11 protein-coding genes are annotated in these 14832 nt (G+C 69.6%); 6 read left to right on the forward strand and 5 right to left on the reverse strand.

The window, feature by feature from the left end:
* The 4 genes from ACWCRD_RS30970 to glgB form a co-directional block, all read left to right on the forward strand.
* Positions 1 to 482: DUF3459 domain-containing protein (locus tag ACWCRD_RS30970; RefSeq protein WP_450969065.1), on the forward strand; the 482-nt coding region annotated here is incomplete at its 5' end.
* Positions 479 to 2179: a maltose alpha-D-glucosyltransferase gene (treS, locus tag ACWCRD_RS30975; RefSeq protein ID WP_099931384.1), complete on the forward strand. Its 1701-nt coding sequence runs from the start codon at positions 479 to 481 to the stop codon at positions 2177 to 2179. The genes ACWCRD_RS30970 and treS, both read left to right, overlap by 4 nt.
* 105 nt (positions 2180 to 2284) lie before the next feature.
* The gene (locus ACWCRD_RS30980) at positions 2285 to 3673 is read left to right on the forward strand and encodes a maltokinase N-terminal cap-like domain-containing protein (protein WP_450969066.1); all 1389 of its coding nucleotides are present in this window, start codon (positions 2285 to 2287) and stop codon (positions 3671 to 3673) included.
* A 33-nt stretch (positions 3674 to 3706) separates the two neighbouring features.
* Positions 3707 to 6202 (forward strand): 1,4-alpha-glucan branching enzyme, encoded by a 2496-nt coding sequence (gene glgB / locus ACWCRD_RS30985; protein ID WP_450969067.1) that lies wholly within the window; start codon positions 3707 to 3709, stop codon positions 6200 to 6202.
* Positions 6203 to 6386: 184 nt separating this feature from the next.
* Here the strand turns inward: glgB and ACWCRD_RS30990 are convergent, their stop codons facing one another.
* From ACWCRD_RS30990 to ACWCRD_RS31010, 5 genes are all read right to left on the reverse strand, one after another.
* Positions 6387 to 8609: a HelD family protein gene (locus ACWCRD_RS30990; RefSeq protein WP_450969274.1), complete on the reverse strand. Its 2223-nt coding sequence runs from the start codon at positions 8607 to 8609 to the stop codon at positions 6387 to 6389.
* 156 nt (positions 8610 to 8765) lie between these two features.
* Positions 8766 to 9080, reverse strand: coding sequence for a thioredoxin family protein (locus ACWCRD_RS30995; protein WP_450969068.1), 315 nt, complete (start codon positions 9078 to 9080; stop codon positions 8766 to 8768).
* Entirely contained in the window at positions 9077 to 9463 is a 387-nt protein-coding gene (locus ACWCRD_RS31000) for a MerR family transcriptional regulator (RefSeq protein WP_390693647.1), read from the reverse strand. The genes ACWCRD_RS30995 and ACWCRD_RS31000 overlap by 4 nt, the downstream gene beginning before the upstream one ends.
* Positions 9464 to 9764: 301 nt before the next feature.
* Positions 9765 to 10547 carry a DUF2127 domain-containing protein gene (locus ACWCRD_RS31005; protein WP_344399061.1) on the reverse strand — a complete coding sequence of 261 codons (783 nt, stop codon included), beginning with the start codon at positions 10545 to 10547 and terminating at the stop codon, positions 9765 to 9767.
* Positions 10548 to 10789: 242 nt separating this feature from the next.
* Positions 10790 to 12175 (reverse strand): cation:dicarboxylate symporter family transporter, encoded by a 1386-nt coding sequence (locus ACWCRD_RS31010; protein ID WP_450969069.1) that lies wholly within the window; start codon positions 12173 to 12175, stop codon positions 10790 to 10792.
* 218 nt (positions 12176 to 12393) lie between these two features.
* Here ACWCRD_RS31010 and ACWCRD_RS31015 point away from each other — a divergent pair, with 218 nt between their 5' ends.
* Positions 12394 to 14043: a sensor histidine kinase gene (locus ACWCRD_RS31015; protein WP_450969070.1), complete on the forward strand. Its 1650-nt coding sequence runs from the start codon at positions 12394 to 12396 to the stop codon at positions 14041 to 14043.
* Positions 14040 to 14747, forward strand: a complete 708-nt coding sequence (locus ACWCRD_RS31020) for a response regulator (RefSeq protein WP_450969071.1) — start codon at positions 14040 to 14042, stop codon at positions 14745 to 14747. The genes ACWCRD_RS31015 and ACWCRD_RS31020 overlap by 4 nt, the downstream gene beginning before the upstream one ends.
* The last annotated feature ends 85 nt before the right edge of the window (positions 14748 to 14832 follow it).

Below are 14832 nucleotides of genomic sequence, written 5' to 3' on the forward strand. Positions count from 1 at the left end.
ACCTCGACTCGGAGAAATACCAGCTCCGCCCCCGCGACTGGGAAACAGCCGAACGCGAAGGCCGCACCATCACCCCCCTCATCACCCGACTCAACGCCATCCGGCGCGCCAACCCTGCCCTGCGTCAGCTGCGCGATCTCCACTTCCATCACGCGGACAAGGACACGGTGATCGCGTACTCGAAGAGGAGCGGCTCGAACACTGTTCTGGTGGTCGCCAACCTCGACCCGCACCACACCCAGGAGGCCACGGTCTCGTTGGACATGCCGCAACTCGGCCTGGAATGGCACGAGTCGGTGCCGGTGCGGGACGAACTCACCGGCGAGACCTATCACTGGGGCAGGTCCAACTATGTGCGCCTTCAGCCCGGCGGGGCACACGTCCTTGATGTCGGCTCGGAGTCCGGGGGTCGCCCCCCGGGAGAGCACAGCACCGTCCTGCGACCGTCCAACCCGCAGATCGGGGGGTCACCCACAACATGATCGTCAACGAACCCGTTCCGGACACCTTCGAGGACACACCCGCCAAGGACCGCGACCCGGATTGGTTCAAGCGCGCGGTGTTCTACGAGGTCCTCGTCCGCTCCTTCCAGGACAGCAACGGCGACGGAGTCGGCGACCTCAAGGGCATCACCGCCAAACTCGACTATCTGCAGTGGCTGGGCGTCGACTGCCTGTGGCTGCCGCCCTTCTTCAAGTCACCGCTCCGCGACGGCGGCTACGACGTCTCGGACTACACGGCCGTCCTCCCGGAGTTCGGTGACCTCGCCGACTTCGTCGAGTTCGTCGACGCCGCCCACCAGCGCGGCATGCGCGTGATCATCGACTTCGTCATGAACCACACCAGTGACCAGCACCCGTGGTTCCAGGAGTCGCGCAAGGACCCCGACGGCCCGTACGGCGACTACTACGTCTGGGCCGACGACGACAAGCAGTTCCCGGAAGCGCGGATCATCTTCGTCGACACCGAGGCCTCCAACTGGACCTTCGACCCGGTCCGCAAGCAGTACTACTGGCACCGCTTCTTCTCCCACCAGCCGGACCTCAACTACGAGAACCCGGCCGTCCAGGAGGAGATGATCTCCGCGCTGCGCTTCTGGCTGGACCTGGGCATCGACGGCTTCCGGCTGGACGCGGTGCCGTACCTCTACCAGCAGGAGGGCACCAACTGCGAGAACCTTCCGGCGACCCACGAGTTCCTGAAGCGGGTGCGGAAGGAGATCGACGCCTCCTATCCGGACACGGTGGTGCTGGCGGAGGCCAACCAGTGGCCGGAGGACGTCGTCGACTACTTCGGCGACTTCGAAAGCGGCGGCGACGAATGCCACATGGCATTCCACTTCCCCGTCATGCCACGCATCTTCATGGCCGTACGGCGCGAATCCCGCTATCCGGTCTCGGAAATCCTCGCCAAGACCCCCGCCATCCCCGCGGGCTGCCAGTGGGGCATCTTCCTGCGCAACCACGACGAGCTGACCCTGGAAATGGTCACCGACGAGGAACGCGACTACATGTGGGCGGAGTACGCGAAAGACCCGCGTATGCGCGCCAACATCGGCATCCGCCGCAGGCTCGCCCCGCTCCTCGACAACGACCGCAACCAGATCGAACTCTTCACGGCCCTGCTGCTCTCCCTGCCCGGCTCGCCGATCCTCTACTACGGCGACGAGATCGGCATGGGCGACAACATCTGGCTCGGCGACCGGGACGCCGTACGCACCCCGATGCAGTGGACACCGGATCGCAACGCAGGTTTTTCGTCCTGTGACCCCGGGCGGCTGTTCCTGCCGACCATCATGGACCCCGTCTACGGCTACCAGGTCACCAATGTCGAGGCGTCGATGTCGTCGCCCTCGTCGCTGCTGCACTGGACCCGCCGCATGATCGAGATCCGCAAGCAGAACCCGGCCTTCGGCCTCGGGTCCTACACGGAACTCCAGTCCTCCAACCCGGCGGTACTGGCCTTCCTGCGGGAGTACGAGGACGATCTCGTGCTGTGCGTGCACAACTTCTCGCGGTTCGCGCAGCCCACCGAGCTGGATCTGCGGATCTTCAACGGACGGCATCCGGTCGAGCTGTTCGGCGGGGTGCGCTTTCCGGCCATCGGCGAGCTGCCGTACTTGCTGACACTGGCGGGGCACGGCTTCTACTGGTTCCGGCTCCGCAAGGACCCCGCGTAGCGCCGCGCAGCGCCTCGCAGAACCCGGGGTGGGGCGGTTTCTCCTGTCCCACCCGGGGCACGCATCAGTAACACCCCGCCCACCCGGGGAAAGGAATGTGACACCATGGCGGAAACTGTCACACTTTCCGGCAAGACAAGTCCTGGCCTGCTCGCGTCCCTCGATCCCCTCCTACGGGAATGGCTGCCGCGGCAACGCTGGTTCGCCGGCAAGGGACGGCCGGTCACCGGGTTCTCGCTGGTCGCGGCCACCGAACTGTTGCCGGCCGACGGCAGGCTGGGCCTGTTCCATCTGCTGGTGCGCGCCCATCAGCCGCTCACGCTCGGCGCCGAACCCCACCCCGGTGACTGCTACCAGTTGCTGATAGGCGTGCGCGAGGCGCTGCCGCCCCGGCTGGCGCCCGCGCTGATCGGACACGTGGACCAGGGCCCCCTTGCAGGACGCACGGTGTACGACGCCCTGTACGACTCCCGGCCCGCCGAGGTGCTCCTGGAGGCGCTGCGCACCCAGGCCCGTATCGGCGGGCTGCGCTTCGAGCGGGAGCCCGGACAGGAGATCCGGACCGGGCTGGTCCCGCGGCTGGTGACGGCCGAGCAGTCGAACTCGTCGGTCGTCTACGGAGATACGTTCATCCTCAAGCTGTTGCGCCGGGTCGTCCCCGGCGTCAACCCCGACCTGGAACTGCCGCTGGCGCTCGCCCGCGAAGGCTGCCCACGAGTGCCCGCGCCGACGGCGTGGCTACGGGCGGAGCTGGCCGGGGAGTCGTATGTGCTCGGTGTGCTCCAGCCGTTTCTGCAGGGTGCGACGGACGGCTGGGAGCTGGCGCTGCGCGAGCTGGCCAAGGGCGAGGACTTCGGCGCCGAAGCACGGGCGCTGGGCCGCGCCACGGCCGAGGTGCACACGGCACTCGCCCGCGCCCTGCCGACCGTCACCCTGGGCCACACCCAGCTGCAGCTGCTGGCCGACGGCATGATCGAGCGCCTCGACGTGGCCGCCCAGGCTGTGCCCGCGCTACGGCCGTACGCCCCTGCCCTGCGCTCCGCGTTCACCGCGCTCGCCGACCTGGCCTCGGAGGGCCGCACCTGGACCGCGCAGCGCATCCACGGCGACCTGCACCTCGGGCAGTGCCTGCGCTCGCCGGCCGGCCAGTGGTGGCTGATCGACTTCGAGGGCGAGCCGTCCAAGCCCCTGGCGGAACGGCGGATGCCGCAGCCTCCGGTGCGGGACATCGCGGGAATGCTGCGGTCCTTCGACTACGCGGCCCACTCCGCCGTATCTCAGGCAGAGGGCTGGGCCGAGGCCTGCCGGGCCGCCTACTGTTCTGGATACGCCGAGGTCAGCGGTCGGGATCCGCGCACGGACCCGGTACTGCTGCGCGCGTACGAAACAGACAAGGCGATCTATGAAGTCGTCTACGAGGCCCGTCACCGCCCCGACTGGCTGCCCGTTCCCATGGCGGCGATAGAGCGTTACGCCGCATCCGACCCTCACTGACCCGACCTCACCTTCGCCGAGGAGGCGCCGCCCGTGACCCCCCGCCCCACGCCCAGCGGTTCGGATCCGAAGAAGCCGAAGAAGAGTGCCGCGAAGGCCGCGGAGAAGGCGACCGAGCCCAGGAAATCGGTGAAGAAGGCGGCGGCGAAGACCACCGCCGAGAAGGCAGTCACGAAAAAGGCCGCCGCGGCGAAGACGACGGCGGCCAAGACAACAGCGAAGAAGAGCCCGGCGAAGAAGACGACTGCGAAGAAGGCAACTGCGAAGAAGACGACGGCCACAAAGACTTCCGCCAAGAAGACCGTCACCGCCGCGAAGAAGGTCACCGCACCGGTTCCGGTTGCGTCTCCCGAGGTGCCCGTCGGGGACCGTGAGCGGCTCCTCGCGGGTACGCATCACGATCCGCACACCGTGCTGGGCGCCCACCCGGTGCCCGGCGGGGTCGCCTTCCGGGTCTTCAGGCCGTACGCGCTGTCCGTGACCGTCGTCGCCGCGGACCTGCGGGCCGAGCTGCACGACGACGGGGACGGCTTCTTCTCCGCCCTGCTGTCCCTGACCGAAGTCCCCGAGTACCGGCTCCTCGTGCGGTACGAGGAGACGGTCCTGGAGACCGAGGACGCGTACCGCTTCCTGCCCACGCTGGGCGAGCTCGACCTGCACCTGATCGGCGAGGGGCGGCACGAGTATCTGTGGCAGGTGCTCGGCGCGCACCCGATGACGCACCAGGGCGTGCCCGGCACCCGTTTCTCCGTGTGGGCGCCGAACGCGCGCGGTGTGCGTGTGGCCGGCACCTTCAACTTCTGGGACGGCACCGGCCATCCGATGCGCTCGCTCGGCTCCTCCGGTGTCTGGGAGCTGTTCGCACCGGGGATCGGCGAGGGTGAGCTGTACAAGTTCGACATCACCCGGCCTGACGGTTCGAAGACGCTGCGCGCCGACCCACTGGCCCGCCGCACGGAGGCCCCGCCGAACACGTCGTCGATCGTCACCGCCTCCCACCACGAGTGGCAGGACGCGCAGTGGCTGGAGCAGCGTGCGAACGTGCCCGCGCACGAGGCCCCGTTCTCGGTCTACGAGGTCCACCTCCCGTCCTGGCGCCCAGGCCTGACATACCGTCAACTGGCCGAACAGCTTCCCGCCTATGTCAAGGACCTGGGCTTCACGCACGTCGAACTGATGCCGATCGCGGAGCACCCCTTCGGCGGCTCCTGGGGCTACCAGGTCACCGGCTTCTACGCCCCGACTGCCCGCCTGGGCACCCCCGACGACTTCAAGTACCTGGTCGACGCACTGCACCAGGCGGGCATCGGCGTCCTCATGGACTGGGTGCCGGCGCACTTCCCGCGCGACGACTGGGCCCTGGCCGAATTCGACGGCCGCCCCCTGTACGAGCACGCGGACCCGCTCCGCGCCGCACACCCCGACTGGGGCACCCTGGAGTTCGACTACGGCCGCCGCGAGGTGCGCAACTTCCTGGTCGCGAACGCCATCTACTGGTGCGAGGAGTTCCACATCGACGGCCTGCGCGTCGACGCGGTCGCCTCCATGCTCTACCTCGACTACTCGCGCGAGCCCGGCCAGTGGACCCCGAACGAGCACGGCGGCCGGGAGAACCTGGACGCGGTGGCGTTCCTGCAGGAGATGAACGCGACGGTGTACCGGCGGGTGCCGGGCGTGGTCACGATCGCCGAGGAGTCCACGGCCTGGGACGGCGTGACCAGGGCCACGCACCACCGGGGCCCGGGCGGCTTCGGCGGGCTCGGCTTCGGCCTCAAATGGAACATGGGCTGGATGCACGACTCCCTCGACTACATCAGCCACGAGCCGATCCACCGCAAGTACCACCACAACGAGATGACCTTCTCGATGGTGTACGCGTACAGCGAGAACTACGTGCTGCCCATCTCGCACGACGAGGTGGTCCACGGCAAACGCTCACTGGTCTCGAAGATGCCGGGCGACTGGTGGCAGCAGCGCGCCAACCTCCGCGCCTATCTGGGCTTCATGTGGGCCCACCCCGGCAAGCAGCTCCTCTTCATGGGGCAGGAGTTCGCGCAGGGCGCGGAGTGGTCGGAGGCGCACGGCCCGGACTGGTGGCTCCTGGACCCGGCGTACGGTGCCGAGGCCGACCACCGCGGGGTCCGTGACCTGGTCCGCGACCTCAACATCGTCTACCGCCACACGCCCGCCCTGTGGCAGCGGGACACCGACCCGTCGGGCTTCCAGTGGATCGTCGGCGACGCGGCCGAGGACAACGTCTTCGCGTTCCTGCGCCTCGCCGCGGACGGCACCCCGCTCCTGGCGGTCGCCAACCTCTCCCCTGTGGTCCGCCAGGACTACCGTCTGGGTGTGCCCGATGACGTGCCGGCCTGGCACGAGTCGTTGAACACCGACATCGCGAAGTACGGCGGCAGCGACGTGACGAACCCCGACATCATCAAACCGGAACCCCAGCCCCACCAAGGCCGCCCGGCCAGCATCAGGCTGACCCTGCCCCCCTTGGCAACGGTGTGGCTGCGCCCGGCGTAGCTTTTCCTCGCCCCCGCCGCCCCTTCCCATTCCCGTCCCCTGGGGGCTGCCGCCCCCAGGCCCCCGCGCCGGACGGGCTGAGTTGGCTGAGCCGAATCCAGCCCCTCCGGCGTTTGAGGAACGGGGGTCCGGGGGCTGCCCCCCGGGTCGGGACGGGAAGGGGCGGCGGGGGCGAAACAGCCGGTCACGCAAGCGCCGCGGCCAAAGCCCCCGGCAACGCCCGACTGTGCAGCACCCCCAACCGCTGCGTGGCCCGAGTCAGCGCCACGTACAGATCACTCGTGCCATACAGCCCCGGCTCAACCACCAGCACCGAGTCGAACTCCAGCCCCTTCGACTGCCGCGGATCGAGCAGCACGACACTCCGCGTCAGATCGGGCTCGCGCCCCGCCGTCACCCCGTCCAGCCGCGCAGCCAACTTCCGATGCAGGTGCCGAGGCGCGATCACCGCAAGCCGCCCCTCCGCAGGCGTCAGCTCCTCCACCGCCTTGCCCACGGCATCCGGCAGATCATCAACCGCCCGCACCCAAGGCCGCACGCCAGTGGCCCGCACCGAACTCGGCGGCGAGAAGTCCGGCTGCTCGGCCCGCACCACCGCCGCCGCGACCTCCATGATCTCGGCAGGCGTGCGGTAGTTGACGCCGAGCCGGGCATGCTCCCAGCGGTCCTCGACATACGGTTCGAGGATCCCCGCCCAGGAACCGACCCCCGCCGCCTCCGCCGTCTGCGCCGGATCCCCCACCAGCGTCATCGACCGCGTCGGGCAGCGCCGCATCAGCAGCCGCCACGCCATCGGCGACAGCTCCTGCGCCTCGTCGACGATGATGTGCCCGAACGCCCAGGTCCGGTCGGCCGCCGCCCGCTCGGCGGCGCTGCGGTGGTCGTCCTCCTCCTGCCGCTCGGCGAACCGCTCGGCGTCGATGATGTCGTGCGCGGACAGGACCTCGGAGTCCTCCTCGTCCTTGTCCTCGAACTCATAGGTCCGCGAGGCGTACGAGACGTCCAGCACGCCCTGCGCATACGCGACCTGCGTCTCCCGCTCCCGCTCCGCCCGCGCCCGCGCCACCCGCTCGTCCACGCCGAGCAGTTCGGCCGCCTCGTCGAGCAGCGGTACGTCCGCCACCGTCCACGCCCGCGTCACCGGCCGGCGGATCGCGGCCGCGTCCTCGTCGGGGAGATAGCCGACGGGATCGGCGAGGAAGTCCGCGACCAGGCGCTGCGGAGTCAGCCGCGGCCACAACTGGTCGATGGCGGCCCACACTTCGGGGTTCTCGGCGATCTCGTCGCGGATCTGCGTGATGTCGCTCGGGTCCAGCAGGCTCGTACCGTCGAAGGGGTCCGTCCCGACCCGCTCGGCGTACATCTCGGTGAGCGTGTTGAGGATGTGCCCCTCGAAGTGCTCCCGGGCCACGTTGTGCGGCAGCCGGGCGGCACGGGTGCGCTCGCGAGCCACCTTCACCAGGCCGTCGTCGAGCATCAGGACCTCCCGGTCGTGCTCGATCGCGATCACCGGGTCGGGCAGCGCCTGCCAGTCGCGTACGGCCTCGGCGAGCGCGTCCGCCATGTCGGCGCGGCCCTTCACCGCGGCCGCCGCACGGCTGTCGCTCGCCGTCGCCTTCACCCCGGGGAACAGCTCCCCGACCGTCGCGAGCAGCACGCCCGTCTCACCGAGCGAGGGCAGCACCTCGCCGATGTAGCCGAGGAAGGCGGGGTTGGGGCCGACGATGAGCACGGCCCGCTTGGCGAGCAGCTCCCGGTGCTCGTAGAGCAGATAGGCGGCCCGGTGCAGGGCGACGGCCGTCTTGCCGGTGCCCGGGCCGCCCTCGACCACCAGCACGCCCCGGTGCGGCGCCCGGATGATCTCGTCCTGCTCGGCCTGGATGGTCTGCACGATGTCGTGCATACGGCCGGTGCGCGCGGCGTCGAGTGCGGCGAGCAGCACGGCGTCGCCGGTCGGGTCCTCGTGGCCGGTCCGCTCCTGGTCCCCGAGGTCGAGGATCTCGTCGTGCAGGGCGGTGACCCGGCGCCCCTCGGTGGTGAGGTGCCGGCGCCGGCGCAGCCCCATCGGGGTGTGGCCGGTGGCCAGGTAGAAGGGGCGGGCGACGTCGGCACGCCAGTCGATGAGGACCGGGGTGCGCTCGGCGTCGTCGGTGCGCAGCCCGATACGGCCGATGTGGTGCCGGGTGCCCGAGGTGAAGTCGATACGGCCGAAGCAGAGCGAACCGTCGACGGCGTTCAGCGCGGCGAGCAGCCCGGACCGCTCGGCGACCAGGATGTCCCGCTCCAGCCGGGCCTGCATGGGCGTGTTGCCCTGTGCGAGCGCGTCCGTGACGCCCGCCTCGGTGTGACCGCGCAGGGCGTCCACGCGCGCGTACAGGGCGTCGATGAATTCCTGTTCCCTGCGAATTTCATCGCTGTTTGACAATTCCACTCCCGGGCAGATACAATGACGCCAGTGAACTTCTTTGCGACCCAATCCCCTTGAAGTCGCGAATCATTAAACTTACACAGAGAAATCCCCCGGACGCAATTGCCCGGGGGATTTCTTCTGTACTGGGTGAGGTCAGAGGGCGTCCGCCAGCTCGGCCAGCAGCCGCCGCTTGGGGCGCGCCCCCACCATCGCCTTGATCGGCTCACCGTCGCGGAAGACCATGAACGTGGGCATCGAGAGCACCTGGTAGGCGTTCGTGGTCTCCGGATTGCGGTCCACGTTCAACTGCACCACCTTGAGACGACCGGCCTCCTCGGCGGCGAGGGCGTGCAGGACCGGACCCATCTGCCGGCACGGCGGGCACCAGTCCGCCGTGAACTCCACCAGCACCGGCAACTCGGACCCGATCACCTGCGCCGCGAAATCCTCGTCCGTCACGTCGATCACAGTTCCCGCCCTCCCAGTTCGCACAACGGTGGTTCCCCGTCGGCCACGGCCAGCCGCACCGCGATCCGCGCCCGCACGGCCTGCAACTCGCCGATCAGCGCGTCGAGTTCGTCCAGCTTGCGCCGGTAGACCGCGAGCGAGGCGGGGCAGGAGTCGCCCTCCGGGTGCCCGGCTCGCAGACACTCCACGAACGGCCGCGTCTCCTCCAGGTCGAACCCGAAGTCCTGCAGCGTCCGGATCTGCCGGAGCAGCTTCAGATCGCTCTCGTCGTAGGTGCGGTAGCCGTTACCACCGCGCCGCGCGGGCAGCAGCCCGCGCGACTCGTAGTACCTGAGCGTCCGCGTCGTGGTCCCGGCCCGTTCGGCCAGCTCGCCGATTCGCATGCGTACGAACGTAATCCTTGACGCCGACGTCAGGGCAAGGCCGGTGCGCGGCCGGGCCGCGGGCCAGTCACCGAAGGAGCCCGTCGACGCCGAGACCGGCGCCGTGGAGGGCGAGCAGGGCGGCGCGGCCCTGCCCGTCGCGTCGGCCCGGACGGCACCCGGCTGGGGTGCCTTTGGCGGATCGGGCCTGGCCGGCCAAGGGGATCGTCGACGGCGTGGTCGCCGAAGTGGAGCAGGAATGGGAGGCCCACCTCGGCAAACGGGCCCAGCAGGCCCGGCCGGCCGGAACGGTCGGGACGGTTCAGACGGCCGGTGCGGTGTGGGCCGGCACCCCGGCCGACTCCTCGACCTCCAGCAGCGACGCGCTCTCCCGCTCCTCCTCGAACGCCTTACGGCCGCCCCGAAGGCCGAACAGCCGCTTGGCGAGGGCGATGTAGAGGACGGCGAGGACGTTGAGGACCAGCGTGCCGATCTTCAGCCAGCTGACGTGCTCGGTGAGCTCGTAGATCTCCAGGGGGAGGAAGGCGGCGGTGGCGACCACCGTGAGGTACTCCGCCCAGCGCTTGGCGTACCAGAGGCCGACCGCCTCGACGAGCTCGATCAGGGCGTACGCCAGCAGCAGTACGGCCACCAGCAGCAGCGTGGAGTGCTTGTAGCCGAAGGTCTTCTGTATCGTGCCGACGATCGGCGAGTGGTCGAGGTCGTAGTGGAAGTGCCGGAAGACGGGCCTGAAGACGTCGAGGTACTCGTCGAAGAGCCGGCGCACCGAGTCCTGGCTGTTGCTGAACTTCCACACGGCGAGCGCCACCAGCACGATGAAGACGCCGCGCACGGCTCGCTCGATCGCCAGGAAGCGCAGGATGAACAGGTCGCGCAGGACCTTGCCGCGCGGCACCAGGGGCGCCTGCTCCGCCGGTCCCGAGCCGTGCGGCTCGCCGAGCACGAAGTCACCGCAGCGCAGACAGCGCCAGACGTCCCCGAGAGCCGTCTGCGCGTGCAGCCGCGCCTTCAGTCCCGGCTCGTCCGGCGCATACGTCACGTGCCCCTTGCGGGCACATGTGCGCCGATCCCAGTCGATCTTCATCCCCCGTGCCTCCAACCAACCGGCGAACGCGCCGCACTTGTACTGGACCGGCGCCGAACGCTAGTGGACTTCGGTAAGAGATCGGTGAGGATCGCCGGGTGTCTTTCCAGGTCGGAGGAGTTCCGGAGGAAACGACGAAGCCGAGCGGTCGGGTCCACGGGGGAGGAACCCGACCGCTCGGCTTCTTTGCCGGGCGGCTGATCGACGGGGGAGAGTTCAGCCGCCCGGAGTCCCGGCGGGGCTCAGGCCTTCGCCAGCTCCTTCTCGCCGCCCTGCTCCGGCACCTCGGCGAGCGGCCGGACCTCCTCGTCGTCCAGGAGGGTCGTCTCGTCGAACGGCAGCTCACCGGCGAGGACCCGGCCCACGCGCTCCTTGTCGATCTCCTTGGTCCAGGTGCCGATCAGGACCGTCGCCACGGAGTTGCCCGCGAAGTTCGTCAGGGCGCGCGCCTCGCTCATGAAGCGGTCGATGCCGACGATCAGGCCGACGCCGTCCACCAGGGCGGGCTTGTGCGACTGCAGACCACCGGCCAGGGTCGCGAGGCCGGCGCCGCTGACGCCCGCCGCGCCCTTGGAGGCGAGCAGCAGGAAGAGCAGCAGCGGGATCTGCTCGCCGATCGCCATCGGCGTGCCCATGGCGTCGGCGATGAACAGCGAGGCCATGGTCATGTAGATCATGGTGCCGTCGAGGTTGAAGGAGTAGCCGGTCGGGACGGTGATGCCGACGACCGACTTGCTGACACCGAGGTGCTCCATCTTCGCGATGAGGCGCGGCAGGGCGGACTCGGAGGAGGAGGTCGACAGGATCAGCAGGAACTCACGGGCCAGGTACTTGAAGAACGTGAAGATGTTGAGCCCGGCGATGATCCGCAGCAGGGCACCGAGCACGATGAAGACGAAGAGGAAACAGGTGACGTAGAAGCCGAGCATCAGGATGGCCAGCTGCTTCAGCGCGTCGAAACCTGCGGACCCGGTGACGGCGGCGATGGCGCCGAAGGCACCGACGGGGGCGGCCCACATCACCATGCCGAGGATGCGGAAGACGAGCTTCTGGAGGTGCTCCACACCGCGCAGGATCGGCTGCCCGGCCGAGCCCATGGCCTGCAGGGCGAAACCGGCGAGCAGGGCGACCAGCAGGGTCTGCAGCACCTGCCCCTGAGTGAAGGCCGAGACGAAGGTCGTCGGGATGATCGACAGCACGAAGTCGACCGGCGGCAGCGCCTCACTGTCCACCTGTGCGTGCCCGGTCGCCTTGATCGCGTTGGTGATGTGCAGCCCGTCGCCCGGGTGCAGGACGTTGCCGACGACCAGGCCGATGGTCAGGGCGACCAGCGACATCGCCAGGAAGTAGCCGAGCGCGATACCGCCGACCGCGCCGACCTTCGCGGCCTTCCGTACGGAGCCGATGCCGATCACGATCGTGCAGAAGATGATGGGGGAGATCATCATCTTGATCAGGTTCACAAAGCCCGTGCCGAGCGGCTTGAGCTCGACGCCCACGCTCGGCCAGATCAGACCCACGGCGATACCGAGGGCCACCGCTGCGATGACGGCGATGTAGAGATAGTGGGTGCGGTCCCGCTTCCCAGCGGGTGCGGCAGGTGCCGTATCGGGGGTGCTGGCGGCCACGGCTGCCCTCCTTGACGTCTTCGTCGGCATCACCGGCGTGCGGCTCACGTCCGGGGGATGGGGATGGGGGTGCGGTTCTCTGCAAGGGAGGCGGTGGCTGGAACCGTATGTCCCGCTTCCACTGCTTCCTCGATGCGGTGACTATCCCCTGCCCCTGTGAGGGCGGTCACCCTTCCGTTCATTTAGTTCACGCTTAACCGGCGAGGCACACTGACGACATGCGCATCCCCGTACCGCGCCCCCGCAGCCTGGCCGCACAGCTCTTCGCCATGCAGGCCGTGCTGATAGCGGTCGTCGTGGCCGGATATGCGCTGTTCACGTATGTCAGCGACCAACGCCAGGCTGAGGACGCGGCGAGCCGCCAGGCCCTGGCGGTAGCGCGCTCGATCGCGGACTCCCCGTCCGTACGGGAGGCGATCGGCACCCCCGACCCCAGCGCCGAGCTCCAGCCGTACGCGCTGAAGGTGATGAAGGACGCCGACGTCGACTTCGTCACGATCATGAACACCAAGGGCATCCGCTGGACCCACCCGAACCCGCAGCAGATCGGCAAGCACTTCGTCGGCAACATCGGGCCGGCCCTGCACGGCACGCCCTTCACCGAGACCTACAAGGGCACCCTGGGCGTCTCGGTCCGCGCAGTCACCCCCATCAAGGACGGCAAGAAGATCGTGGGGCTCGTCAGCGCGGGCATCAGGGTCAAGGCGATCAGCAAGCAGGTGCAGAGCCAGGTCTCGGCCCTGCTCGGCGTCGCGGCCGGTGCCCTCGCCCTCGGCGCGATCGGCACCTACGTCGTCAACGCCCGCCTGCGCCGCCACACCCACGGCATGAACGCCGCGGAACTCAGCCGCATGCACGACTATCACCAGGCCGCGCTGCACGCGGTGCGGGAGGGGCTGCTGATGCTGGACGGGCAGTACCGGGTGGCGCTGATCAACGACGGGGGTCGGGAACTGCTCGGGGTGCCGTCCGAGGAGGGCGTGGTGGGGAAGTCGGTCGCGGACCTCGGCCTGCCCGCGCCCCTTACGGGCGCGTTGCTCGCATCGGAGCCCCGGGTGGACGAGGTGCACCTCACCGCGGACCGCGTCCTGGTGGTCAACACCTCCCCGGTGTCGGGCGGCGAGCGCCGGGGCACCGTGGTCACCCTCCGCGACGTGACCGAACTCCAGTCCCTGATGGGCGAGTTGGACTCCGAGCGGGGCTTCACCCAGGCCCTGCGCTCGCAGGCCCACGAGGCCGCGAACCGCCTGCACACGGTGGTGTCCCTGATCGAGCTGGGCCGCGCCGAGGAGGCCGTGGACTTCGCGACGGCCGAACTGGAGCTGGCGCAGGCGCTGACCGACCAGGTGGTGGCGGCGGTGAGCGAGCCGGTGCTGGCGGCTCTGCTGCTGGGAAAGACGGCGCAGGCGAACGAACGGGGCGTGGAACTGGTGGTGTCGGAGGACAGCCGCCTGGACGACGGCCTGCTGCCGCCTTCGCTTCCCGCACGCGATCTGGTGACGATCCTCGGCAACCTGATCGACAACGCGGTGGACGCGGCGCAGGGCAGCATCGGCGCCCGGGTGACGGTGACGGCGTACGCGGAGGGCCCGGAGCTGGTGATGCGGGTCGCGGACACCGGCACAGGGGTGGATCCCGCCCATGCCGAGCTGGTATTCCAACGGGGGTTCTCGACGAAGCCGGCCGGTCCGGGCGGCCGGGGCCTCGGGCTGGCCCTCGTACGGCAGGCGGTCACCCGGCAGGAGGGCACGTTGACGGTGGCCGAAGGCGAGGAGGGCGGTGCGGTGTTCGAGGTACGGCTGCCTCTGGGCACGGCCGTCTCCCCGGTCGAGGCGACCGGGCGCGCCACGGTGAGAGGTGACGCATGACGACCCAGCCCATCCGCGTCCTGGTCGTGGAGGACGACCCGGTGGCCGCCGACGCGCACGTCATGTACGTCGGCCGCGTCCCGGGCTTCGTGGCCGTCGGCAAGGCCCACACGGGCGCGGAGGCCCGCCGGCTGCTGGACCGTACCCCGGTGGACCTGCTGCTGCTGGATCTGCATCTGCCGGATGTGCACGGGCTGCAGCTCGCCCGCTCGCTGCGGGCGGCCGGTCACCATGCGGACGTGATCGCGGTGACGTCGGCGCGGGACCTGACCGTGGTGCGGGAGGGGGTGTCGCTGGGGGTCGTGCAGTACGTGTTGAAGCCGTTCACCTTTGCGACCCTGCGGGACCGGCTGGTGCGGTATGCCGAGTTCCACGCGGCGGTGGGCGAGGCGAGCGGGCAGGACGAGGTGGACCGGGCACTGGCCACGCTGAGGGCGCCTTCGCCGGCGGCGCTGCCGAAGGGGCTGAGCGCGCCGACGCTGGAGCGCGTGACGGTGGCGCTGCGGGACTGCGGGGAGGGGCTGACCGCGGCGGGGCTGGCCGAGGCGGTGGGGATATCCCGGATCACCGCTCGGCGGTATCTGGAGCATCTGGTGGACGCGGGACGGGCGGCGCGGGCTCCGCAGTACGGGACCGTGGGGCGGCCGGAGTTGCAGTACCGGTGGGTGCGGAACGAGAAGGGGGAAGGAGATCGGGGACGTTAGGTCGCCGCACGGTCATTGACCTGACTAGACCACTCCTCCTACCTTCACCGGGCAACCATCTCGGCCGACAACGACGTTGAGCCCG

Source organism: Streptomyces sp. NPDC002092 (assembly GCF_053593775.1).